The sequence below is a fragment of the Pseudomonas sp. S11P7 genome, assembly GCF_023195435.1.
Taxonomy (GTDB): Bacteria; Pseudomonadota; Gammaproteobacteria; order Pseudomonadales; family Pseudomonadaceae; genus Aquipseudomonas; species Aquipseudomonas fluorescens_G.
The window spans coordinates 4,550,074-4,573,982 of the sequence record NZ_JALPKS020000002.1 but is presented as its reverse complement, the minus strand read 5'-3'; the positions used below and the strand labels follow the sequence as shown (position 1 = coordinate 4,573,982).

At 58.4% G+C, this 23,909-nt stretch carries 20 protein-coding genes and 4 pseudogenes; 13 read left to right on the top strand and 11 right to left on the bottom strand.

What is annotated here, in order from left to right:
• Window positions 1-10: 10 nt before the first annotated feature.
• On the bottom strand, window positions 11-337 hold the full coding sequence (locus tag M0746_RS21155) for a DUF3565 domain-containing protein (RefSeq protein WP_208938716.1): 327 nt from the start codon (window positions 335-337) through the stop codon (window positions 11-13).
• Here M0746_RS21155 and M0746_RS21150 point away from each other — a divergent pair.
• The 3 genes from M0746_RS21150 to M0746_RS21140 all read left to right on the top strand — a co-directional run bounded on the left by M0746_RS21150 (window position 306) and on the right by M0746_RS21140 (window position 2,655).
• On the top strand, window positions 306-791 hold the full coding sequence (locus tag M0746_RS21150) for an FKBP-type peptidyl-prolyl cis-trans isomerase (protein WP_203420772.1): 486 nt from the start codon (window positions 306-308) through the stop codon (window positions 789-791). The two genes, M0746_RS21155 and M0746_RS21150, sit on opposite strands and share 32 nt — an antisense overlap.
• Window positions 792-913: 122 nt before the next feature.
• The gene (locus tag M0746_RS21145; protein WP_208938714.1) at window positions 914-1,396 is read left to right on the top strand and encodes a glutathione peroxidase; all 483 of its coding nucleotides are present in this window, start codon (window positions 914-916) and stop codon (window positions 1,394-1,396) included.
• 155 nt (window positions 1,397-1,551) lie between these two features.
• Window positions 1,552-2,655, top strand: a complete 1,104-nt coding sequence (locus M0746_RS21140; RefSeq protein ID WP_258450483.1) for an NADH:flavin oxidoreductase — start codon at window positions 1,552-1,554, stop codon at window positions 2,653-2,655.
• A gap of 120 nt (window positions 2,656-2,775) precedes the next feature.
• Here M0746_RS21140 and M0746_RS21135 read toward each other — a convergent pair.
• Together M0746_RS21135 and cysZ are read right to left on the bottom strand one after the other, a co-directional pair.
• Window positions 2,776-3,977, bottom strand: a pseudogene (locus M0746_RS21135) (glycosyltransferase family 4 protein).
• Window positions 3,978-4,017: 40 nt separating this feature from the next.
• Entirely contained in the window at window positions 4,018-4,770 is a 753-nt protein-coding gene (gene cysZ / locus M0746_RS21130; protein ID WP_007957203.1) for a sulfate transporter CysZ, read from the bottom strand.
• A 310-nt stretch (window positions 4,771-5,080) separates the two neighbouring features.
• On the opposite strand from cysZ, the gene trxB reads away from it, so the two are divergent.
• A complete protein-coding gene (trxB, locus tag M0746_RS21125) occupies window positions 5,081-6,043 on the top strand; it encodes a thioredoxin-disulfide reductase (protein WP_016771656.1) in 963 nt (320 codons plus the stop codon).
• A gap of 188 nt (window positions 6,044-6,231) precedes the next feature.
• Here trxB and M0746_RS21120 read toward each other — a convergent pair whose 3' ends face one another.
• The 6 genes from M0746_RS21120 to M0746_RS21095 all read right to left on the bottom strand — a co-directional run bounded on the left by M0746_RS21120 (window position 6,232) and on the right by M0746_RS21095 (window position 9,301).
• The gene (locus M0746_RS21120; protein ID WP_208938708.1) at window positions 6,232-6,570 is read right to left on the bottom strand and encodes a HopJ type III effector protein; all 339 of its coding nucleotides are present in this window, start codon (window positions 6,568-6,570) and stop codon (window positions 6,232-6,234) included.
• Complete coding sequence (locus M0746_RS21115) at window positions 6,563-6,859, bottom strand: DUF1244 domain-containing protein (protein WP_208938707.1); 297 nt, start codon at window positions 6,857-6,859, stop codon at window positions 6,563-6,565. Before M0746_RS21115 ends, M0746_RS21120 begins: the two co-directional genes overlap by 8 nt.
• Before the next feature lie 96 nt (window positions 6,860-6,955).
• Entirely contained in the window at window positions 6,956-7,327 is a 372-nt protein-coding gene (folX, locus tag M0746_RS21110; protein WP_005791287.1) for a dihydroneopterin triphosphate 2'-epimerase, read from the bottom strand.
• Complete coding sequence (gene folE / locus M0746_RS21105; protein WP_258450482.1) at window positions 7,328-7,888, bottom strand: GTP cyclohydrolase I FolE; 561 nt, start codon at window positions 7,886-7,888, stop codon at window positions 7,328-7,330.
• Between the two features lie 20 nt (window positions 7,889-7,908).
• Window positions 7,909-8,619 carry a dihydromonapterin reductase gene (folM, locus tag M0746_RS21100; RefSeq protein ID WP_208938704.1) on the bottom strand — a complete coding sequence of 237 codons (711 nt, stop codon included), beginning with the start codon at window positions 8,617-8,619 and terminating at the stop codon, window positions 7,909-7,911.
• A gap of 112 nt (window positions 8,620-8,731) precedes the next feature.
• Window positions 8,732-9,301, bottom strand: a complete 570-nt coding sequence (locus tag M0746_RS21095; protein ID WP_258450481.1) for an antibiotic biosynthesis monooxygenase — start codon at window positions 9,299-9,301, stop codon at window positions 8,732-8,734.
• Window positions 9,302-9,513: 212 nt separating this feature from the next.
• Between M0746_RS21095 and M0746_RS21090 the strand changes: the two are divergent.
• A pseudogene (locus tag M0746_RS21090) lies at window positions 9,514-10,475 on the top strand (MerR family transcriptional regulator).
• Window position 10,476: 1 nt separating this feature from the next.
• Here M0746_RS21090 and M0746_RS21085 read toward each other — a convergent pair.
• Both M0746_RS21085 and M0746_RS21080 read right to left on the bottom strand, forming a co-directional pair.
• Window positions 10,477-11,082, bottom strand: coding sequence for a hypothetical protein (locus tag M0746_RS21085; protein WP_093104630.1), 606 nt, complete (start codon window positions 11,080-11,082; stop codon window positions 10,477-10,479).
• A gap of 72 nt (window positions 11,083-11,154) precedes the next feature.
• Window positions 11,155-11,613, bottom strand: coding sequence for a PAS domain-containing protein (locus M0746_RS21080; RefSeq protein WP_208938701.1), 459 nt, complete (start codon window positions 11,611-11,613; stop codon window positions 11,155-11,157).
• Window positions 11,614-11,767: 154 nt separating this feature from the next.
• Here M0746_RS21080 and M0746_RS21075 point away from each other — a divergent pair, with 154 nt between their 5' ends.
• The 8 genes and pseudogenes from M0746_RS21075 to M0746_RS21040 all read left to right on the top strand — a co-directional run bounded on the left by M0746_RS21075 (window position 11,768) and on the right by M0746_RS21040 (window position 23,871).
• Window positions 11,768-12,223, top strand: a complete 456-nt coding sequence (locus M0746_RS21075; RefSeq protein WP_258450480.1) for a flavodoxin — start codon at window positions 11,768-11,770, stop codon at window positions 12,221-12,223.
• A gap of 130 nt (window positions 12,224-12,353) precedes the next feature.
• Window positions 12,354-13,136, top strand: coding sequence for a class II aldolase/adducin family protein (locus M0746_RS21070; protein ID WP_208938699.1), 783 nt, complete (start codon window positions 12,354-12,356; stop codon window positions 13,134-13,136).
• Window positions 13,136-14,038 carry an alpha/beta fold hydrolase gene (locus M0746_RS21065; RefSeq protein WP_258450479.1) on the top strand — a complete coding sequence of 301 codons (903 nt, stop codon included), beginning with the start codon at window positions 13,136-13,138 and terminating at the stop codon, window positions 14,036-14,038. The genes M0746_RS21070 and M0746_RS21065 overlap by 1 nt, the downstream gene beginning before the upstream one ends.
• A 158-nt stretch (window positions 14,039-14,196) precedes the next feature.
• Window positions 14,197-15,108 (top strand): SDR family oxidoreductase, encoded by a 912-nt coding sequence (locus M0746_RS21060; RefSeq protein ID WP_258450478.1) that lies wholly within the window; start codon window positions 14,197-14,199, stop codon window positions 15,106-15,108.
• Window positions 15,109-15,747: 639 nt separating this feature from the next.
• Window positions 15,748-17,540, top strand: a pseudogene (locus M0746_RS21055) (DUF1302 domain-containing protein).
• Between the two features lie 23 nt (window positions 17,541-17,563).
• The gene (locus M0746_RS21050) at window positions 17,564-18,931 is read left to right on the top strand and encodes a DUF1329 domain-containing protein (RefSeq protein WP_208938696.1); all 1,368 of its coding nucleotides are present in this window, start codon (window positions 17,564-17,566) and stop codon (window positions 18,929-18,931) included.
• A gap of 137 nt (window positions 18,932-19,068) precedes the next feature.
• A pseudogene (locus tag M0746_RS21045) lies at window positions 19,069-21,624 on the top strand (LuxR C-terminal-related transcriptional regulator).
• A 171-nt stretch (window positions 21,625-21,795) separates the two neighbouring features.
• The gene (locus M0746_RS21040; protein WP_258450477.1) at window positions 21,796-23,871 is read left to right on the top strand and encodes a dermonecrotic toxin domain-containing protein; all 2,076 of its coding nucleotides are present in this window, start codon (window positions 21,796-21,798) and stop codon (window positions 23,869-23,871) included.
• Window positions 23,872-23,909: the final 38 nt, after the last annotated feature.

The following is a 23,909-nucleotide window of genomic DNA, read 5'->3' as shown; positions in this document are numbered from 1 at the left end:
CTACCGAAATTCAGTCGCCAAGGTTATCGCTAACCGAGCCCTGTGCGCACCAGCCACAGGCAAAAGGTTGACCTGTTTTTTCAATACGTTGCGCCGGGTCCAGCACCCACGCGCGTGATTGCCATGGCGGCTGGTGACGCAGGTGCTGAGTGTGGCCACAGGAAAGTTCGACCACCCAATGACCCTCTTCATCCTGATGAAAGCCCGTGATCGTCGAAACCCGTTTGTCCGGGTTGTGGTCGCTTTCACGCGATTGCTTCGCTAAACTTGGCCTTTCTATATTCTTATGCAAAAGGTCTCGCCCCATGCTGATCGCCGCCAATAAGGCTGTCTCCATCGACTATACCCTGACCAACGACGCTGGTGAGGTCATCGACAGCTCCGCCGGCGGCGCTCCGCTGGTCTACCTGCAAGGCGCAGGCAACATCATCCCGGGCCTGGAAAAAGCCTTGGAAGGCAAGACTGTCGGCGACGAGCTGAAAGTATCCGTCGAGCCGGAAGATGCTTACGGCGAATACGCCGCCGAGCTGGTCAGCACCCTGAGCCGCAGCATGTTCGAAGGCGTCGACGAGCTGGAAGTCGGCATGCAGTTCCACGCTTCGGCGCCGGACGGCCAGATGCAGATCGTCACCATCCGTGACCTCGATGGCGACGACGTGACTGTCGACGGTAACCACCCGTTGGCCGGCCAGCGTCTGAACTTCCAGGTGAAGATCGTCGACATCCGTGATGCCAGCCAGGAAGAAATCGCTCATGGTCACGTCCATGGCGAAGGTGGCCATCACCACTGATTTTCTGCGCTAAGCTTCGAGTACTGGAGAGGCGCCTGCGGGCGCCTTTTTAGTCCGCGGCTGTCCTTGGTGGTCACGCCAAGTGGCTGTTTCGAGAAGAACAGAGAATCCTGGAGTTCGTCATGAGTGCTTTTCACGACCTTAAGTTGACAGCCCTGGATGGTCAGGAGCTACCGCTGGCGCCGTTCAAGGGCCAAGTCGTGCTGGTGGTCAACGTCGCCTCCAAATGCGGCTTGACCCCTCAGTACGCGGCGCTGGAAAACCTGTATCAGCAATACAAAGGCAAAGGCTTCAGCGTGCTGGGCCTGCCGTGCAATCAGTTTGCCGGACAGGAGCCGGGCTCGGAGCAAGAGATTCAGGAATTCTGCAAACTCAACTATGGCGTGACGTTTCCGTTGTCGAGCAAGCTCGAAGTCAACGGCCACGAGCGTCATCAGTTGTACCGTCTGCTGGCGGGCGAGGGCGCCGAATTTCCTGGCGACATCACCTGGAATTTCGAGAAGTTTCTGCTCGGCAAGGATGGCCGCGTCCTGGCGCGGTTCTCGCCGCGTACGGCGCCGGATGATCCATCCGTGATTGCCGCGATCGAGAAAGCGCTGAGCTGAACCATGAATATCGCAGTCAACCGGCTGCGATTTTTTTTGCCTGGCTTTTGACCTTTAATCATTCAGATCAATAGTGGTATCGCATTAGGCTGCGCGCGCATATTATCGCCGTCATATGAATTCATGACCTGTCGATCTTTTCGTGGAGCCTTTCGATGCCCGTTCAAGCCTTGTTCAAACCGTTCCACCTCGGTGCCCTCGAACTGCCGACCCGTGTGGTCATGGCGCCGATGACCCGCTCGTTCTCTCCCGGCGGCGTGCCGAACTCAAAAGTCATCGAGTACTACCGCCGCCGTGCGGCAGCCGGGGTTGGCCTGATCATCACCGAGGGCACCACGGTCGGCCACATTGCCTCCAACGGTTATCCCAACGTGCCGCAGTTCTTCGGTGAAGCGCCATTGGCCGGTTGGAAAAAAGTCGTCGATGCGGTCCACGCCGAAGGTGGCAAGATCGTTCCGCAACTGTGGCATGTCGGCAGTGTGCGCCGCATCGGCACTGAACCGGATGCCAGCGTGCCGGGCTATGGCCCGTCGGAAAAACTCAAGGACGGTCAGGTCGTGGTGCACGGCATGACTAAACAAGACATTCAGGATGTGATCGCTGCGTTCGCCCAGGCTGCCAAAGACGCACAAAGCATCGGCATGGACGGCGTCGAGATCCACGGCGCCCACGGTTACCTGATCGACCAGTTTTTCTGGGAAGGCAGCAACCAGCGTACGGACGAATACGGCGGCAGCCTGGCCAACCGCTCGCGTTTCGCCATCGAGCTGATTCAAGCTGTGCGCGCCGCGGTCGGCGAAGGTTTCCCGATCATTTTCCGTTTTTCGCAGTGGAAGCAGCAGGATTACACCGCACGTCTGGTGCAAACGCCGGAGGCGCTGGGCGAGTTCCTCAAGCCGTTGTCGGACGCCGGCGTGGATATTTTCCACTGCTCGACGCGGCGTTTCTGGGAGCCGGAATTCGACGGCTCCGACCTGAATCTGGCCGGCTGGACGCGCAAGCTCACCGGCAAACCGACCATTACCGTAGGCAGCGTCGGTCTGGATGGCGAGTTTTTGCAATTCATGGTCAACACCGACAAGGTCGCGCAACCGGCCAGCCTGGAAAACCTGCTCGAGCGTTTGAACAAAGAAGAGTTCGATCTGGTGGCAGTGGGCCGTGCGCTGCTGGTTGATCCGGACTGGGCGCAGAAGGTTCGCGAAGGGCGTGAGCAGGACATTTTGCCGTTCAGCCGTGAGGCGTTGATGACGCTGGTTTAAGCGGCGCCTGACAGGTCCTCATTGCCAGCAGGCTGGCCCCCACAGGGAATCGTGTTCACAACAAAGCCCCCGTGTAGGAGCGAGCCTGCTCGCGAAAGCGGTATCTGCTTCGATGGACATCTAAGGTAGTGTCTGAGCTCCAGGCACCACCTGCTCCCCACACAAGCCCCGCGCAAGTGCCCCTCAAACTGCTCAATAATCGCCCCCCACCCTTGGCGACTCGCATGCTGCCGCGCATTCAACCGCACACAGCGCAACCGTTCATCCTCCTCCAGCAACCACATCGCCGCCTCGCAAAACGCCTGCTCATCGCCGGGCATCGCCGACACGCCGTTGTAACCGTGGCGGATGTGCTGCGCCGCCGCTGCCGCCTGATCGTAAGCCACTACGCCAAGGCCCGAAGCCAGTGCCTCAAGTACCACGTTGCCGAATGTCTCGGTCAGGCTGGGAAACAGAAATACATCGCCTGACGCATAGTGCGCGGCCAGCGCTTCTCCGCGCTGTGCACCGCAGAAAATCGCCTCGGGCAAATCCCTTTCCAGCGCCGCACGTTGCGGTCCGTCGCCGACAATGATCAGTTTCAGATTGCGTTGTGGATAAGTTGCCTGGAGTAGTTCGAAGCAGCGTTTGAGCAGACCAAGGTTCTTCTCCGGCGCGAGTCGTCCTACGTGGATCACGGCAATGTCGCGCTCGGACAGACCCCATTGCTCCCGTAGTGCGTTCTGGCGTTTGCTCGGATGAAACAACTGACTGTCCACGCCCCGCGACAACAACGCCAAGCGCTCGAAATGTCGCCGTTCCAGTTCCAGCCGCTGACTGACACTGGGCACCAGAGTCAACGCCGAGCGGTTGTGAAACCAGCGCAGATAATGCGTGAGCATCCGGGTCAGCAAACCGAGGCCGTACTGGCTGGTGTATTGCTGAAAGTTGGTGTGAAAACCACTGACCACAGTAATGCCCAGGCGCCGTGCTGCTCTTAGCGCCGACAACCCCAGCGGGCCTTCGGTAGCGATGTACAACACATCCGGCCGCTGGCGCTTCCAGCGGCGCAGCAGCTTGTGCATCGACGACTGACCCCATTGCAGCCCCTGATATCCCGGCAATGGCCAGCCGCGACACAACAGCAACGCTTCGTCTTCACTGCGCTGCGGATCACTGGCTTGCCGCGGTCGCACCAGCTCGACCTGATGGCCGCGGGCGCGCAAGCCATCGCACAAACGGCCAAGGGTATTGGCCACGCCGTTGATTTCCGGAGGGAAGGTTTCGCTAATGAGGGTGATATGCAGAGCTGTCGTCATGACCTCAGTGTCGGATGAGGCCATGTCGACGTTGTGACGTTCGGATGATGGATTTGTGACGAGGTCAGCGCTGCGTCACAAGATTCTCGGCACCACGCTCGCGCACCCAGAACAACGTCGCCCCGGCCACAGCGGCCGGCATCATCAGGATATTCACCACCGGAATCAGCAGCACCAGATAGACGATCCCGCCAAAACTCATGCTCTGCCAGCGCTTTTGCCGCAGCCAGGCGAGCATTTCGTTCCAGCCCAGTTTGTGGTTGTCCGCCGGGTAGTCAATGTACTGGATCGCCATCATCCACACGCCGAACAGCAGCCATAGCGGTGCGGCGACGATGTTGACCACCGGAATGAACGAGAGGATGAACAGGCCGATCGCCCGCGGCAGGAAGTAGCCGAGCTTGCGCATTTCCCGGGCCAAGGTGCGAGGGATCATTGCGATCAGTTCGCCCCAGCTGAAGGCCGGGAAGTCATCGGTGCCGCGTACCACCACTTCGACTTTTTCCGCGAGAAACCCGTTGAAGGGCGCGGCGATCACGTTGGCCAGCATGGTGAAGGTGAAAAACACCATCAGTGCCACGAGTACTACGAACAACGGCCAGAGAATGTAGCTGAGAAAACTCAGCCACTCGGGCAACGAAGGCATCAATGTATCGACCCACAGGCTGAACTGATGGCCGGCCAGATAGATCAATCCGACGAACAGCACCAGGTTGATCGCCAGCGGCAGCAGCACGAACAGGCGCAGGCTGGGGCTGAGGACCAGTTTGAGGCCTTCGCGCAGGTATTGCGGGCCGGACAGAACAGGGGCGGGCATAAGGTGCTCCGAGCAAGGGAAAACGCGCCGACCTTACCGGCTTTGCCAGGGCAGCGAAAGCGCGGCAAAGCCATCGACATTCACTGTAACAAAGACGTCGATCACATCAGCGCTTCGGCATAGAGACCACCTATGAGCTGGATTGTTAAACCGTATTTCCTTAATCTTGCCCCCCTCGATACGCTTCACCCAACTTTTTACAGGACTGTCGAGTTCAAGCCTTCCCCAAGGTGTCCACGGTCCTTTTTTATTCTCGCCGGCAGTCCGGCGATCCGCGCCAGTGTTTCGGCCCGGTCAACAGGAGCAGGTCATGTCTGAAGTCCGTCATTCGCGAGTGATTATTCTCGGTTCCGGCCCTGCCGGTTACAGCGCTGCGGTCTACGCGGCCCGTGCCAACCTCAAGCCACTGCTGATCACCGGCATGCAGGCCGGCGGTCAACTGACCACCACTACCGAAGTCGACAACTGGCCGGGCGACGTTCATGGTTTGACCGGCCCGGTGCTGATGGAGCGCATGCGCGAGCACGCCGAGCGCTTTGAAACCGAGATCGTCTTCGATCACATCAATGCCGTCGACTTCGCTGCCAAGCCTTACACCCTGACCGGTGACAGCGCGGTCTACACCTGCGACGCGTTGATCATCGCTACCGGCGCCAGCGCCCGCTACCTGGGCCTGCCTTCGGAAGAAGCGTTCATGGGCAAAGGCGTGTCGGCCTGCGCGACCTGCGACGGTTTCTTCTACCGCAACAAGCCGGTCGCCGTGGTTGGCGGCGGCAACACTGCGGTTGAGGAAGCGCTGTACCTGGCCAACATCGCCAGCACCGTGACCCTGATCCACCGTCGCGAAACCTTCCGCGCCGAGAAGATCCTGATCGACAAGCTCAACGCCCGTGTGGCCGAAGGCAAGATCATCCTCAAGCTCAACGCCAACCTCGACGAGGTGCTGGGCGACAACATGGGTGTGACCGGTGCGCGTCTGCGCAACAACGACGGCAGCTTCGACGAGATCAAAGTCGACGGCGTGTTCATCGCGATCGGCCACACCCCGAACACCTCGCTGTTCGAAGGCCAGTTGACGTTGAAAGACGGTTATCTGGTGGTGCAGGGCGGCCGTGAAGGCAATGCCACCGCGACCAGCGTCGAAGGCATCTTTGCTGCCGGCGACGTGGCTGACCACGTTTACCGTCAGGCCATCACCTCGGCCGGCGCCGGCTGCATGGCGGCGCTGGACACCGAGCGTTACCTCGACGGTCTGCAGAACGCTACGTTCTAAGATCGCAGGCACAAAAAAACCGGCTAGATCGGCCGGTTTTTTTGTGCCCGTTATTCCTGCTCCACCGCAATTCATTGTAGGAGCGAGCCTGCTCGCGATAGCGGTTTTACATTCAGCACATGAGTCAATTGACAGACCGAATTCGCGAGCAGGCTCGCTCCCACAGGGAATTGTGGTTGGCTCTGGAATCAGCGGCGAGTCAGGGGCTGGGCGGTGAATTTGACACCGGCCAGGCCGTGCTTGATCAGTGCGCGGATGTTGCCGTGGTCGCTGCCCTCAGGCGTCGCCAGCACCGAGCGGTAGTGCTCGCCGAATGCCAGCAGCGCTTCGTCATCGCTCAGGCCTTCCAGCAGCGCCAGGCCCAGAGTCTTGCAGGAGCCTTCGTTCTGCCCGGCGGCGTTTTCCACCCCACCGTTGGTGAACGCCTGGGGCTGATAGTCGTAACCGGCGGCAATGAACGCCAGGGTGTCGGCGAAGGCGTGGTCACCGCTGTTGAGGCTGGCGCGCAGGGTGTTCAGATCAGTCATGGGGCTTTCCTTTGGCAAACGCGGCTTGCTGCTCGGCGCTGGCTTCTTGCTGATATTGGGCTTTCCACTCGGCGTAGGGCATGCCGTAAACCACTTCACGGGCATCGTCGAGGCTGACCTCGATCTGGCGCTCGTCGGCTTCGGCCTTGTACCACTTGGACAGGCAGTTGCGGCAGAACCCGGCGAGGTTCATCAGATCGATGTTCTGTACATCCTTGCGGCTGTCCAGGTGGGCGACCAGCCGACGAAAAGCGGCGGCTTCGAGTTCGAGGCGTTGTTGCTCGTTCATGGGAGTCTCTGCGAGACAGCTTCAAGCGACGAGCTTCAAGCTGCAAGATGGGTGGCGGTGATACGAAGTTTACAGCTTGCCGCTTGAAGCTTGAAGCTAGCGGCTCGCTGCAAGTGTAATTGATACGGATTCGGCAAAGCGCAGCGCATGCGGTTTGTCGACTTCGACTTCAGCGTACAGCACCGATTCGTTGCTCATCACCAGATCAAGCAACTCTTGGGTCAGGCGTTCGAGCAGGGCAAAGCGGTTGCCTTCGACATGGGCGATGATCGCCTTGGTGATGGTGCGGTAATTCAGTGCGTGGTCGATGTCGTTGTCACGTACCGCTTCCTGCGCGGCATACAGGATAGTCAGGTTGATCAGCACATCCTGCTTGTTGAGGATTTCGTCCTCGTTGATCCCGATAAAGGTGCGCAAGCGCAGATCCTTGACCCGGATGCGCGCCATTCCCGGCTGAAGTTGTGGCATTTACTTGCTCCGTCCAATCAATTGCAGAAACTCCTGGCGAGTCGTGTTCGACTCGCGGAACGCGCCGAGCATGACCGAGGTGTTCATCGTCGAATTCTGTTTCTCGACACCGCGCATCATCATGCACATGTGTCTGGCCTCGATGACCACGGCGACGCCAGCGGCACCGGTGACCTGTTGCACCGCATCGGCAATTTGCCGGGTGAGGTTTTCCTGAATCTGCAGGCGCCGGGCGAACATGTCCACCAAGCGCGCGACCTTCGACAAGCCCAGCACCTTGCCCGTCGGAATATAAGCCACATGGGCCTTGCCGATGAAGGGCAGCAGGTGATGTTCGCACAACGAGTACAGCTCGATGTCGGCGACGATGATCATTTCGTCCGTGTCGGACGCAAACAGCGCGCCATTGACGATTTCATCGACGCTCTGGGCGTAACCGTGACACAGGTATTGCATGGCCTTGGCCGCGCGCACCGGGGTGTCGAGCAAGCCTTCGCGGTCGGGGTTTTCACCGAGGCCAAGCAGGATTTCACGGTAATTCTCAGGCAGTGAGCGGGTCATGGAAATCCTCGCGAGTCGGCTTACTTAAGGTGCCGTCCGCCATTGACGGTCAGGGTCGTACCGGTGACATAGGGGTTGTCGAGCAGATAGCGCAGGCTCTGGTAGATCACTTCGCTGCCAGGCTCGATGCCCAGCGCCGATTTGGCCAGCGCCTTGGCGCGGTACGCCGCGTTGTCGTCGGGATTGAACAATAGCAGGGCCGGGGCGATGCCGTTGACCTTGATGGCAGGCGCATAGCGCGCCGCGAAAGACAGAGTCAGGCTGTCGAGCCCGGCTTTGCTCGCACAATAGCCGATATGCTTGCTGCTGCCCTTGCGCGTGACGTCGTCGCTGATGTGGATGATGTCGGCGGGCGTCGAGCGCTGCAGCAAATCGGCGCAGTGCAGATTGATCAGGTACGGCGCGAGCATGTGCAGATTGACCATGCGAGTGAAGGCTTCGGCCTCGTTGCCCGGCGTTTCGGCGAGCCATTCGGAGGCGTTGTGCACGATCGCGCGCAGGCTGCCGGTGTGGTTTTTCAGTGCGCTGATGAACGCCAGAATCCCGGCCTCGCTGGCGAAATCCGCAAACAGGCCGATGGCGCCCAGGTCGCGCAAGGTTTGTACGCCGGGGCGTTCAGTGCGGTAAGTGAAGATGACCCGATGACCCTCTTCGAGCAAACGCTGGGCGCAATGCAGTCCGACGCGTTGCGCGGCGCCAGTGATGAGAATCGGGGCGGCGGAATCAGGCATGAACGGCTCGCATCGCGGGGAAAGCAAAAACTATAACAGCGAGCGCAGCCGCACACCTATTGCCGCAGTGGCCAAAACCTGTGGGAGCGAGCAGGCTCGCTGCCACACGGGATCAACGATTTTGAGCGGCGGGTTCGGCAGACAGTCGCCGCGCCGGCGTGCTGTTCAGCCAGTTCGCGAGCAGGCGCGTCGACAGCGGAATAAACAGGTAGACCATCAGCGGCGTCAGGCACGCAGTGCTGAGCAGCACGCGCGGCAGCAAGCTCATTTCGCCCAGCAGTGGGCCAAGCAAAAAGTTGAAGATCAGTGACACCGGAAAAAACGCCAGCCAGATCGCCACGGCCTGCTTCCAGCGTGGAGGGCGCTGTCCGGCGGCGGCGAACCAGCCTTCGATACCGCTGACCCGATGCTCTTTGGGGTGGGCGAACAGGTCGCTGCCACGGCTCAGCCACGCGGTGCGCGATGCCGAATGTTCCCAGGCATGCAGGGTTTGCTCATCGACAAAGCGGAAGATGATCTGGAATTCATTGTCGCCGGGCGGCGGAGCGAGCACGCCGGAACCCAGATAACCGGAAAAGTCTGTGGCCAGTTGCTCGCCTTCGCGCAGCCAGGCCATCAGTTCTTGATAGCGGCCATCAGCGACGCGCCGGGCTACCATCAGCGTGACGGGGGATGTAGACATTTTGTATCTCCATATTTCAATCGCTTCGCTCCGGGTAGGAGTTTCGCCTGACGCAGCGCCGGGGTAGAGGGCTGCGTTTTACAACAAGCAAGGATTATTCCGGTTTTTACCGATTAAACCAGCGACATTCGTCGCATTTGCCTACTTGAATGCAATTGATAAATAGGCGTTAAAATGGGATCCAAATTTCTGACATGGAAGTTGAGTGCTTTATGCCTGTGATTACGGACGCAAACCCTGCTTCGCAGGTATCGCAAGCGCTCGAACGCGCTGAGCTTTTCCCTATTCGTGAAGTTGCCCGGCTCACTGGCGTGAACCCGGTGACCTTGCGCGCCTGGGAGCGCCGTTATGGTTTGATCCAGCCGACTCGCACCGAAAGCGGGCATCGGCTCTATTCGATGAGCGAAATCGAGCGCGTACGCAGCATCGTCGACTGGATCGATCGCGGTGTGGCGGTCAGCAAAGTCGGCAAGATCCTCGCCAAGACCGAACCGCTGAAAGCCCTGGCGCACATCATTCCTGACGATCTGGTTCAGGCTGATTACCGGCAATGGCAGGAACAGGTCCAGCAGGCTGTCAGTGCATTCGACGATCAGCAGCTGGATCGGGTCTATGGCCAGATCTTCTCCTCCTATGCACTGGCGGTGGTGTTCCAGGACATCCTGATGCCGCTGTGGCGGCAAATGCTGCAACGTCAGGACGCGTTCGGGCAAACCAGCGAGTGGCTGTTCTATGACGGATTCCTGCGCGCGCGGGTGTTGCAACGGATTGTCATGCTGCGTGGCGCGCAACCGCGCCGGGTGATCGTCAGCGCGCTGGCCGGGCAGTGCCGTGAATTGAGTTGTTGCTGGTGGCGGCGCTGTTTCTCAGCGGCAATAATTCCGGCGTTCGGGTGCTGACTACCGGTCAGCCATTCGATGAATTGACACTGGTCTGCGAGAAAGTCAAACCCGATGCGCTGGTGTTGTTTTCCAATCACGCGCCCGCTGCCGACTTGCCTCGGCGGTTGAACCGCTTGGCGATGAGCCTTGATTGTCAATTGATGCTGGCGGGGGATGCCGCGGATCTGGCGCAGGACAGTCTGGCCGGATCATCGGTTGCCTGCCTGGGTAACGAAGGGACAAACATGCGTCAACGCATGATGCAGTTTCTAGCGGGAACTCTGGATACCTGAATCAGGTATGCAGAGCCGGGTGGGTCAGGCGATGTTGCTGCAGAATGAACTGGCGCAGACGTTCGGTTTCATCGCTGTCGGTCTGGCTCAGTTCGTAGGCGTAAAAACCGTTTTCGGTTTCCCGTTCGAAATGCCCACGCAATGAAATGCGTTCATACCCTGAAGGACTGAACCACAACGCGAAATGCTTGGGCGGCTTGGTCTTGTTGCGCACTTCCAACAGCACACCTTTGTGCGACACCTCGTGCACCCACAACGTCCCCGGCTGACCCTTGGCGTTTTCCAGCGCTACCGGCTCTTCAAGCACCAGTCGCCATGGCCTTACCGATGGGCCGTCCTCGTAAATACTCGGTACGCCCAAGCGCAGATGCAGCGCGTGAAATTCGTCTTCCACCAAGTGCAGCGGGAAAGTCATTTGCTGGTTTTCGAAGTTCGCCTGAATGGTCACCTGCTCATGGGCGGCCAGCCGCGTGAGCAGGTCGCGGATCTGCGAACCGCCATTAACCAGCAGACTAGACGTCGCATCCCGCACGTTCAGTTGCGGGTTGTGCTGCATCTTCTGGATGAAATCCAGCTCATCCTGAGTGAGAAGGGCGTCACGCTGCATGGCTAACTCGAAAGATATAATTACAAAGTCATTGGTGATTGTAGTTAATGACCATCGGTTCGCGGTTTTGTTTTAACCGTTGGTCGCTTTCAAGGAATCCAGTTCCGCCTGCAGGGCGGCCACTTGGGCTTCGAGCTGCGCTACGCGCTGCTGGGCCTTGACCTGAACGGTGACATCCTTTTGCACACCGACGAAGTAGGTCTGCCCATCGTCGGCGTTTTTTACTGTCGACAGCGACAATTCATTCCAGAACGGCGTGCCATCCTTGCGATAGTTACGCAGGATCTCCCGACATGATCCACCCTCGCGCAATACGTCACGAATCAGACTCAGACTGTCCTGGTCGCGATCACCGGCCTGGAGAAAGCGGCAGTCCTGATAAAGGATCTCTTCACTGGTGTAGCCAGTCAGGCGTTCAAACGCCGGATTGACGTAAATCAGAATGTTGTCCTGCTCGCCTTCCTTCTCCGCCACGACGATTCCATCGTTGGATGCGTTGATCACCATTTGCAGCAGACTGGCGTTGATCATCCCTGAATTCCCGTTAAGTAATAGGCGATTGGCATTCTAGAAGAACCTTGGCGGCTGTCTACTGATCATTATCGCCAGTTGAGATTCAATCGCAGCCTTGCGCGACGGACTGTTACTATCGCCGATCTTATTTTCAGTTTTCAGGATCAGATTGATGAAAGTCGCCATCCTCTCCGGTTCGGTCTACGGCACCGCCGAAGAAGTCGCCCGTCACGCCCAGAACCTGTTGAAAGCCGCTGGTTTTGAAACCTTCTACAACTCGCGCGCCACGCTTGCCGACATTCAGGCATTCGGCCCGCAAGCGTTTCTCGCCGTCACCTCGACCACCGGCATGGGTGAGCTGCCGGACAACCTGCAACCGCTGTATTCGACCCTTCGCGATCAGTTGCCGGCCGCCTGGCGCGGTTTGCCGGGTGCGGTGATCGCCTTGGGCGACGCCAGTTATGGCGACACGTTCTGCGGTGGCGGGGAACAGCTCCGCGAGCTGTTCGAAGAATTGGGCGTTATCGAAGTGCAAAAAATGTTGCGCATCGACGCCAGCGAAAGCGTCACCCCGGAAACCGATGCCGAGCCGTGGCTGGCGCAGTTCATCGAAGCGCTCAAGGGCTGAACGGATCCAGACCGCTTGCATGGCTGACTCGGTCAGTCATCAAGCTGGCTGCCAATGCAACTACGCGATCACCTGCGTCTGACTAGACTGCGCATACGTGCAGAACAACAAGAACGCAGAGGTGCATACAGTGAGCGTAGCCCCCGTCCCATCGTCCCTTGATGTCAAAAGCCAGGTCAGCGCCGCCGAATGGCAGACCCGAGTCGATCTCGCCGCCTGCTATCGGCTGGTCGCACTGCATGGCTGGGACGACCTGATCTTCACGCATATCTCTGCCAAAGTCCCAGGCACCGAAGATTTCCTGATCAACCCGTTCGGTCTGATGTTTCATGAGATCACCGCGTCGAGCCTGGTGAAAGTCGATCAGGCCGGCAACAAACTCATGGCCAGTCCTTACGAGATCAATCCGGCCGGCTACACCATCCACAGCGCCGTACACGAAGTGCGCCACGATGTGGTGTGTGTGCTGCACACCCACACAGCCTCCGGTGTTGCGGTGTCGGCGCAAAAGCAGGGCGTGTTACCGATCAGCCAGCAATCGCTGTTCGTGCTGTCGAGCCTGGCCTATCACGCCTACGAAGGCGTGGCGCTGAATCACGAAGAGAAGGCGCGCCTGCAGGCCGATCTCGGCGACAGCAATTTCCTCATGCTGCACAACCACGGCCTGCTGACCTGCGGCGGCACCATTGCCGATACCTTTCTGATGATGTTTACCTTCCAGCGTGCCTGCGACATTCAGGTGATGGCGCAAACCGGCGGCGCTGAACTGATCGCCATCGAACCGCAGATCCTGGCGGGCGCCAAAGCGATGATCGCCGGTGTCACCAAAAGCGCTCAAGGCATGGGTGGTGCGCTGGCCTGGCCGGCGCTGCTGCGCAAACTCGATCAACAAGATTCCGGATATAAACTCTGATGCCACTCGCCGAGATTCCTCTGTGTGTCTGGCGCAAGCGCAGCCGGACCTTTGTTTTTCGCGGTCAGCCGATTCGCTACTGGACAGCGGGGCAGGGTGAGCCGTTACTGCTGATTCACGGTTTTCCGACCGCCAGTTGGGACTGGCATTATCTCTGGCAGCCGCTGGCCCAGCGCTATCGGGTGATCGCCTGCGACATGCTCGGCTTCGGCGATTCGGCCAAACCGCTCAAGCACACCTACAGCCTGCTGGAGCAGGCCGATCTGCAGCAGGCGTTGCTCGCGCATGTGCAGGCTGAACAACCGTTGCACATTTTGGCCCATGACTACGGCGACAGCGTTGCCCAGGAATTGCTGGCGCGGCATTACGAAGGGCGCCTCGAGATCGCCAGTTGCGTGTTTCTCAATGGCGGCTTGTTTCCCGAAACCCATCGTCCGGTGCTGATGCAGAAGTTGCTGCTCAGCCCGCTGGGCTGGATGATCGGCCGCGCGTTCAGTCGGGATGCGCTGGTAAAGAGCTTTCGGCAGATTTTCGGCCCGCACACCGGCCCGAGCGAAAGTGAACTGGACGATTTCTGGAGCCTGGTCGAGAGCAATCGCGGGCCACGGATCATGCACAAGCTGATCGGCTACATTCCCGAACGACGGCTGCAGCGGGATCGTTGGGTCAGGGCGATGCAGCGTGATGAAATTCCGTTACGGCTGATCGACGGTGAGGTCGATCCGATTTCCGGAGCGCACATGGTCGAGCGTTATCGCGAACTGATACCCAGCCCCGACACCGTGGTGTTGCCGGGGATTGGTCACTATCCGCAGACCGAAGCGCCGGTTCAGGTGCTTAAACATTACCTGGAATTCCGCGAGCGGCTGGTGCTGCCGCCGCGCAAGGTCGCGTATTCCTGATCGGGCCGGGAGGCATGCCGCCTCTCGCTGGCCCAAGGCTTTTCATCATCCCCCAGCCTTATTGCGCACCATTCAGCCGCAGTCGTGTTCGTTGTGACCCACAGCGCTGTGCCTGACACTCCCGGTCAATGTTCCATTGGCCTGTTGGAGTTGCCGCGATGAATGAGTCTGTGCGTTTCGAAGATAAAGTCGTGATCGTCACCGGAGCCGGTGGTGGCCTCGGCCGCGCCCACGCGTTGCTGTTCGCCAGGCAGGGCGCGAAAGTGCTGGTCAATGATCTGGGCGGCTCGACCCAGGGCGAAGGCGCCAACGCCTCAGCCGCCGATCGTGTCGTTGCGGAGATCCGCGCGGTCGGTGGCATCGCCGAAGCCAACCACGACTCGGTCACCGACGGCGACAAGCTGGTGCAGAACGCCCTCGATGCCTTCGGTCGCGTCGACGTGGTGGTCAACAACGCCGGCATCCTGCGCGACAAGACCTTCCACAAAATGGACGACGCCGACTGGGATCTGGTTTACCGCGTCCACGTCGAAGGCGCCTACAAAGTCACCCGCGCCGCCTGGCCACACCTGCGCGAGCAAAACTACGGTCGTGTGATCTTCACTGCCTCGACGTCCGGCATCTACGGCAACTTCGGCCAGTCCAACTACGGCATGGCCAAACTGGGTCTCTACGGTTTGACCCGCACGCTGGCCATTGAAGGGCGCAAGAACAACATCCTCGTCAACGCGATCGCCCCGACCGGCGGCACGCGCATGACCGAAGGCCTGATCCCGCCGCAAGTCTTCGAGCAACTCAAACCGGAACTGGTCAGCCCGTTGGTGGTGTACCTGGCCAGTGAGCAATGCCAGGAAACTTCCGGATTGTTCGAAGTCGGTGGCGGCTGGATGGGTAAAGTGCGCTGGGAGCGCAGCCTCGGCGCCGGGTTCGATCCACGGGTGGGCTTTTCGCCGGAAGATGTGGCCGCGCACTGGCAGCAGATTTGCGATTTCGAAGGGGCGGCGCATCCACAGGACAATATCGAGGCGTTGAAAGAGATGATGGCGAATTTGCAGAAGTATTCGCTATAACGAAGAAGGGCGGGCAGTCTCCATGTGCCCGCCCGGCTGAATATCCTGATGTAATTTTTCCCGCTCGCACTACGAATCCACCGATCACAGCCGCAGATCCCCAACTGTAATTCCCGCCGAATTAGCGCGAGTTGCGCCAAAGCTTCAGCCCCGCAAAGTCATCCTCCCAAAAAGCACCCGGAAAACTCACAGCCATAAAAAGGCCGCTGCAAACGCAGCGGCCAAGGTAAGACGTTGGATCAAGGAGCTACAAATCAACGTCAGTGAACAGCGGGGCGATCAACCGAAACCTTCGGTTCATCTGAAATCTGAAAGCAATGCCTGTTTTGCTCAAAGGCAGTGCTTGGTGCTTTACGGCGATCCCGTGAAAGCGCGGTCAGAATACGGCGTTGCGTCTGTAGGAAAAATACCGAATCCGGACATGCACTGTTGCGGAGCATGCAACAGTGCCGTGCCCTGAAAGGCGCCATGCGCGGCGCTGATGATCGCTTATCCAGCCGGTCCATGAATGGCGCAACGCCCCGCAGTGCGCGGGCATTCATCCTTTCGAGCGACAACGCAAATACCTCCTTGGTGCGCTTATCGATGCGATGGCGCGGCAGTAGGGTGAGGTCTTCTGTCACTCACCGGGGAAGACGCATGACAAAAACAACAATGCGCGCCATCTTCACACCGCAGGCGCTGGCTGCTGCGGTGGCTTTGGGTTGCTGCACCCAGGCGCAAGCGGTTGCATTCAACATCGGCGAAATCGAAGGCACCTTCGACTCGTCCCTGTCGATCGGCGCGAGCTGGGGTCTGCGCGATGCCGACAACTCGCTGGTGGGCACGGTCAATGGCGGGAGCGGGCAATCCTCGACCGGTGATGACGGGCGCTTGAACTTCAAAAGGGCGAGACCTTCTCGAAGATCTTCAAAGGCATTCACGACCTCGAACTCAAGTACGGCGATACCGGCGTGTTCGTGCGCGGCAAGTACTGGTACGACTTCGAACTCAAGGATGAAGACCGCGAGTTCAAGCAGATCAGTGACAGCGGCCGCAAGGAAGGCGCCAAATCCTCCGGCGCGCAGATTCTCGATGCTTTCGTTTATCACAACTACGCCATTGCTGATTTGCCGGGCACCGTGCGAGCGGGCAAGCAAGTGGTGAGCTGGGGCGAAAGTACCTTCATCGGCAACTCGATCAACAGCATCAACCCGATCGACGTTTCGGCGTTTCGCCGTCCCGGTGCAGAGATCAAGGAAGGCTTGATCCCGGTGAACATGCTATTCGGTTCGCAGAGCCTGACCGACAAACTCTCGGTTGAAGGTTTTTATCAACTGGAGTGGGACCAGACCGTGCTCGACAACTGCGGCACCTTTTTCGGTGTCGATGTCGCGGCAGACGGCTGCAATAACGGCTACACCGTTGGCAGCCCGGCGGTGGCGCCACTGGTGCCGTTGACTACCGCGTTCGGTCAAGGCATTCAGGTCACCCGTGAGGGCGTGGTGATTCCCCGTGGCGGCGATCGTGATGCGCGCGATTCGGGGCAGTGGGGCACGGCGTTGCGCTGGCTCGGCGAAGACACCGAATATGGCCTGTACTTCATGAACTACCACAGCCGCACGCCAACGGTCGGCACCACCACCGCGGGTTTGTCGACGCTGGCGGCGTTGCCCGGCATGGTTGGCATTGCCAACGGCCTCGCGCCTGGCAGCGGTGCGGGGCTGGCGCAAAGCGTGATGCTCGGGCGCGGCCAGTATTACCTCGAATATCCAGAAGACATCCGTCTCTACGGGGCAAGTTTTTCCACCACGCTGCCTACCGGTACCGCATGGACTGGCGAGATCAGCTACCGGCCCAACGCCCCGGTGCAGGTCAACACCAACGACCTGACCCTGGCGCTGGTCAATCCGATTGCCGGCGGCACCGCTTCACCACTGGCCACTTCGCCGGGCGCCGACAACAAGGGCTATCGCCGCAAGGAGGTCACGCAGGTCCAGAGCACGCTGACGCATTTCTTCGATCAAGTGCTGGGCGCCGAACGCCTGACCGTGGTCGGCGAAGCCGCGGTGGTCCATGTCGGTGGTCTGGAATCGCGCAACGAGCTGCGTTACGGCCGCGATTCGGTGTACGGGCAATACGGCTTTGGGGGTGACACCGACGGTTTCGTCACCTCGACCTCTTGGGGCTATCGCGCCCGGGCCATTCTCGATTACGCCAACGTGATCGGCGGGGTCAACTTCAAACCCAACCTGTCATGGTCCCATGACGTTGCCGGTTACGGCCCCAACGGCCTGTTCAACGAAGGCGCGAAAGCGATCAGCTTCGGCGTCGATGCCGACTACCGCAACACCTACACCGCGAGCCTCAGTTACACCGACTTCTTCGGTGGTGACTACAACGTGCTGGAAGACCGTGACTTCGTCGCCTTGAGCTTCGGTGTGAACTTCTGATCTGCCCGAGAAGGATAAATGCAATGCGCAAAATGATTCTGCAGTGCGGCGTACTGGCCCTGAGTCTGCTGGCGGCCAATGTCATGGCGGCGGTGTCGCCGGACGAAGCCAACAAGCTCGGCACCAGCCTCACCCCGCTGGGAGCGGAGAAGGCGGGTAATGCCGATGGTTCGATCCCGGCCTGGACCGGCGGTATTCCAAAGAATGCCGGTGCGGTGGACAGCAAGGGTTTCCTGGCTGACCCGTTCGCCAATGAAAAGCCGCTGTTCACCATCACCGCAGCCAACGTCGATCAGTACAAGAGCAAGCTTTCCGACGGTCAGGTAGCGATGTTCAAGCGTTACCCGCAAACCTACAAAATCCCGGTCTACCCGACGCATCGCACGGTCGGCGCGCCTGCGGAAATCTACGAATCGGCCAAACGCAGCGCGTTGAACGTGACCTCGATCAACGACGGCAATGGCCTGGCAAATTTCACCGGTAATCGCTATTACGCCTTCCCGATTCCGAAAAACGGCGTCGAGGTGCTGTGGAACCACATCACCCGTTATCACGGCGGCAACCTGCGGCGGATCATCACTCAAGTCACGCCGCAAACCAACGGCAGCTACACGCCGATCCGCTTTGAGGAAGAGGTGGCGGTGCCGCAGCTGATGAAGGAGCTCGATCCGGAAAAAGCCGCCAACGTACTGACCTTCTTCAAGCAGTCTGTCACCGCGCCGGCCCGTCTGGCCGGTAACGTGCTGCTGGTGCACGAAACCCTCGATCAGGTGAAGGAGCCGCGTCTGGCCTGGATCTACAACGCCGGACAACGCCGCGTAAGGCGCGCCCCGCAAGTCGCCTACGACGGCCCGGGCACCGCCGCCGACGGTCTGCGCACTTCGGACAACTTCGACATGTTCTCCGGCGCGCCGGATCGCTACGACTGGAAACTGGTTGGCAAGAAGGAAATGTACATTCCGTACAACAGCTACAAACTCGATTCGCCAAAACTCAAATACGACGACATCGTCAAGGCGGGCCACATCAATCAGGACCTCACCCGTTATGAGCTGCACCGGGTCTGGGAAGTGATCGGCACGGTCAAGCCAAATGAACGTCACATCTATGCCAAACGCCACATGTACATCGACGAAGACAGCTGGCAAGTGGCGCTGGTCGATCACTACGACGGGCGCGGGCAATTGTGGCGTGTCGCCGAAGGTCACTCGCAGTATTACTACGATCACCAGACCCAGGCGTACACCCTCGAGGCGCTCTACGACATCATTGCCGGCCGCTACATCGCCCTGGGGATGAAAAACGAAGAGAAGCACAGTTTCGAATTCGGCTTCGAAGCCAAGGCGGCCGATTACACGCCATCGGCCTTGCGCGCCGAGGGCGTGCGCTAACGGTTTCGATACCTGGGCAGTACGAAAGGCGACCGCACGGTCGCCTTTTTATGGTCGTCAATCAGCGCGCTGAATATTTATCAACAAGTTCGGGGAGAGGGCTAGGGTGAGCGCACAACGATAAAAAGGCTCAGCCGATGACCGCCATGACGCCCTGCCTGGATCGACCCGGATTTTTGCCCAGACTCTCCTCACATCACGTGCCGCGTGCGCGCCTGAGTGCGCCGCTGCCGCGAGTCGACGGCGCGGGTGCGGCTGCTTTGCGCTGCGCCGGGCAGTGGCAAAACCGCGCTGTTGACCGAGTGCCTGTTACACGCACCTGCGAGCTGCAGCGTGCACTGGTTGCCGTTGATGGGGGCGTCAATGAGCACCGGGCAATTTTGCCAGCGCCTGAGCCAGGCGCTGGGACTGCCGGAAGCGGACGAAGAGCAATTGATCGCTGCGTTGTCGCGCTGGTCTACCGCAACCTGGCTGTTCATCGACGATTATTGCCGCTGGCCTGACCCGGCACTCGATGCGTTGCTGGATCGTTTGCTGGCATTGAGCAGCCCGGCTCTGACCTGGTGGATCGGCACGCGTCGTCGCCCGCAATGCAACTGGCCCCGATTGCTGCTCGAGGACGAACTGTATGAATGCGAGAGCGCGACGCTGGCGCTGACCGAAGCGGAAATCGTCCAGGCGTTGGCGCATTTGCCAGCGGAACAAGCGGCCAGTGTGGCGCGACGCATGGTCCAGCGATCGGGTGGCTGGTGCGCGGGTGTGCGTATGGCGCTGCTGCAAAAATGCGACTGGGCCAACAGCAATCAACCGCAGCAACGGCTGGAAACGTTGCTCGATTATCTGCAGCACGAGTTGTTCAATCATCTGACCCCGGAGTTGGCGGAAGTCTGGCGCGTGCTGGCGAACATGCCGCGTTTCAATGCGCAGCTATGTGAGCATTTGTTTGGTGCGGGAGAGGGCGCGCAGAGTTTGCGTCTGCTGCAGACGCTCGGCTGCTTTATCGAGCCCTGGCAGGACTCGGCCGACTGGCTGCAGGTTTTTCCTCCGTTGGCGCGGGTCATGCAGGACGAACCCTGGCCAGCCGTCCGCTCATGGCATCGCCGCGCCTGTCAGTGGTTTGCGGCGAGTGAAGACTGGCACTCGGCGTTTGAACAGGCGCTCCTTGCCGAGGAACATGAAACGGCGGTCAGCCTGCTGCAGCACTTCACGTTTGAACATTTGTTCGAGGAACAGACCGTCGTACTGCTGTTGCGCCTGCATGAACGGCAGGACGAACAACTGACGCTGGCAACGCCGCACCTGGTCGGTCTGGTCACGGCAGCGTTGTTGTTCGCTGGCCGGTTCGAACAGGCTGAAGAGTGCATTGCGCATCTTTCGCGATTCCTGCCGCAACCTTCGGCGGCTCTCCAGCGGCAATTGATTGCGCGATGGCAGGCGCAGCAAGGCTGGCTGTTGCATCTGCAGGGGCGGATGGAGCCAGCCGAGGAACACTTTCGGCAAGCGCTGACTGAGCTTTGCGTGCAAGCGTGGCCTGCTCGTCTGTTGTGCCTGTCAGGACTGACCCAACAAGCCCTGCTCAAAGGAGAGCTGGAACAGGCCCATGCCATTAATCGTGAGGCGCTGCGACTTGCCAGATCACAAGGATCCTTGCTGTTCGAAAGCTTGCTGGAACTCGATCACGCACAGTTGCTTGAGCAACGTGGTGCGGCGGCAAGGGCGCGCGCATTACTCATCGGGATTGAGCAGTTGCTGGCTCAGCGCAGGGAACGCCCCGCTCCGTTGCTCGGGCGCATCGGGTTGTGTCGCGGCCGCCTGGCGATGAGTCTCGGATTGGAAGACGAAGCCGCTGCGTTGTTTCAACAAGGGCTTGAAGATTGTTCGCGCAATCACGATAAGCGCGTGCTTTATGGCTACTTGGGGCTGGCCCAATTGGCCGCCAACCGGTGCGATTACGCCCAGGCTTTTGTACGGTTGCGTGAGGCCGAGCGGTTGATGCAACAGCGTCTGATTCCCGACACGGTTTATCGTGGCGTGTTGTTGCAAGTCAGTAGTCAGTTCTGGATACAGCAGGGCCAGGCACACCTGGCACACGAAGCCTTGAGCCGGCTGCTGCGGCATTACCAACCACCCGAGGCGTTGCAGGCCCCGCCGGCGACCGTTGAACTGATTGCGCGTATTGAATATTTACTCATCCTGGCAAAAGTTTGCCTTCAGCCAGATAACGATCTGTTGGTTCATCTTCGAATGCAGTTAGGTCGGGCAAAAAGACTGGGGCTCTGGCATTGCAGGCTGAACTGCATTTTGCAATTGCAGAAACCGCATCGCTGCTGAATCAGACTGTGCTCGTCACTCAGCATAGGGAACAAGGGCTGAAGATGGTCCGGCAGTGTGATCTGCATTATTTGAAACGTCAGGTTTCATTACGTGCACCGCATTTGCTGGACGATGAGTCAGGCGCCTGTCCGGATTTGCGATCCGTTAAAAAAGTTGCGGTTGAAGGTGAGCTAAGTCAGCGTGAACTGCAGGTGTTGAAACTCATTGCCATGGGAGATTCGAATCAACAGATTGCCGAAAAGTTATTTCTTTCCCTGCATACTGTAAAAACTCATGTGCGAAGAATTTATACAAAGTTGGCGGTGGTGCGCAGAACTCACGCTGTCGCGAAAGCGCGAATGCTGGGTTTTCTATTCTGATTCCATGTTTTTTTTGAGAGTGGTGCGGCAATAAAAGACTATCTGTAAGCAAGCCTACATGCTTGGAAAAGTATTTTTCATATATCTTCTGCGCAGTTCTGAATTAGTTTTGATTGGCGAGGCAAGTGAAGTCAGGTTACTTGCCAGTCTTTAGCTAACAAGGAAAGCGATATGCAAGATGATGAAATGGATAATTCAAGCTTGAAAGAGCTGGGTGTTGCACTGCTGGATGTTAATAAAGAGTTAAAAAATATTCCGGTGTTTCGAGTGTTGACACAGAATGCACTGGCTGAGGAACTCTCTAAAATATCCTCTGGTCATCTGGTAAGCAGAGTCTCCATTAACGTGCTGGCGGGTCGCAAGCCAATTTCGAAGGAGCCGGTTGGGCGATTGCTGGATGTTCTGATCGAATGTTTGCGACAGGGTCGGGCGCCTCAGTATGATCCTGAAGTGTATGGGGTTTTCGAGCATCCTAACCTTACTTCCCGTGAGGACGCGATAACGCAAATATCGGTCGCCGATATTGAAATGGTGTTGCGTCGTGTACAAGGCAGTTTCCCTGCGCGATACGTTGCCGCTTTGCAGCGCTATTGGGAAAATGCAGACGCACTGGATAATACGGCGACCTATCCGCATCTTTCGCGTAAAGCGGCATTGGCCCTGCTTCAAAATATAGTGTTCATGCGCGAACTGGTGGTGCTGGTGGATCAGCAAGGTCTGTCGCTGAAAGAGGGCACGGCCATTAGCCGGTTGATCCAGCCAGGCCTGACCAGTACTTGCTATGGAGTAAGTATTGAAACCAATGAGGGCGAGTATGTTAATCAATCTTCGATGTTTGTCTTGCCAGCCGATGGTGTGGTACACGAACAACTTGTCGCAGAAAGTGAAGGCGCGTTGGTTTTCTATTCTTCGGATCGTGGTATTGAAAGATTCGCTTCAGCGGCCGAACTGCGACAGGTAATTTCAAGCAGGCTGAGTTCGGCAGCCAGTCAGGTAGCGTTTCTGCAGGCATTGCCTGGCGACGAGCGAAAGGTATTGACCGATGGAGCCGGGATCCGCTTCACGAAAATCCGTGCGAACCTGTTTGAGCGGTACACGGACGCACTGCTACGCAATCTATATGACACCGTCGGCCAGCATCTCGCGCTGTTGAACAAGTTTGATGCTGATTTCGAGGAGATCGTCGCGCTTGTGGAGTTCGCTCAGTCCTTGGGTCATATTCCTGGGCAGGCGAAACTGCGCCAAGCCGGCTTATTACGACGCGTGCAAAGCAACGCACGGCCGCTTTGGTTGAAGGAAGCCGATCAGGCAACTCAAGATATTTACGATGCGCTGGAGCAACGCCTGCTTGAAAGTCAAGTGCAATATCATGAAGCGACCAAAGGATTCGCATCGTTCAAGGATTATGTCAAAGACAAGGTCGAGGACTTCATCTCGCCGGGCACTGACGAGCGCATAGACCCTGACACGGTCTTGGTGAACGTGACTTATGTCTTGCCGCTGGACGATGGTAAAAAGATCGAACATCGCGAGCGCAAGACTTTGACTCAACTGTTCATGTATGGCGTTCATGAAGACAGTCGTCAGATTCAGGTTTCGGTTGAAGGACAATACTACAATTCAAAGTTTACCCACGCCAATCTGATATATGCCATTCGCAGCATGAATTTACGGGCGGCCTATAACCCGGTTCGGCAAGCGTTTTTTTCCCAAAATCATGTGATTGAATCTCTGCGAGAGCTGCTTGGACGAAAGGCAGCTTTATCTTTGTTCCGTGCTCAGTTGCGTAAGCAGTTCAGCATGGAAGGTTATAATGCGCTCACTCGCTATCACACTGGGGACAGCGCAAGTCTTATTAGCGCAAGAGTTGCGTTAGCCAAAGGCTTCGAATTGTTCAAGGACTTGATGGTCTATTCGCCGGTCGATATCCATAATCCAGGTAACACGGTGTATTTGTACGCGCCCGGGTTTCCGACGGGGCAGGAGTGGTATGAGTTCAGTGATGCGTCTTTGCTGCGCAAGCACATCGCCGCGTGGGTGACAGATGATCAGGCTTGGGAATATTTGCAGTCACAAGCCATTGTGTCCGATATTTCGCGAATGACCGCCCATGTGACAGGCGACGCAAGGGGACCTCGCAGGATTACGCCATGGGATTTCGTTCTGCAATATCGTGTCGATGACTTCCCCAGGAGTATGCAATCAAAAGCACGCTCGATTGGGAAATCAAACAAATCGAAGCCGTAACTCCCGTCTGGTATAGAAACGCCCGAGTCGAGGATCAG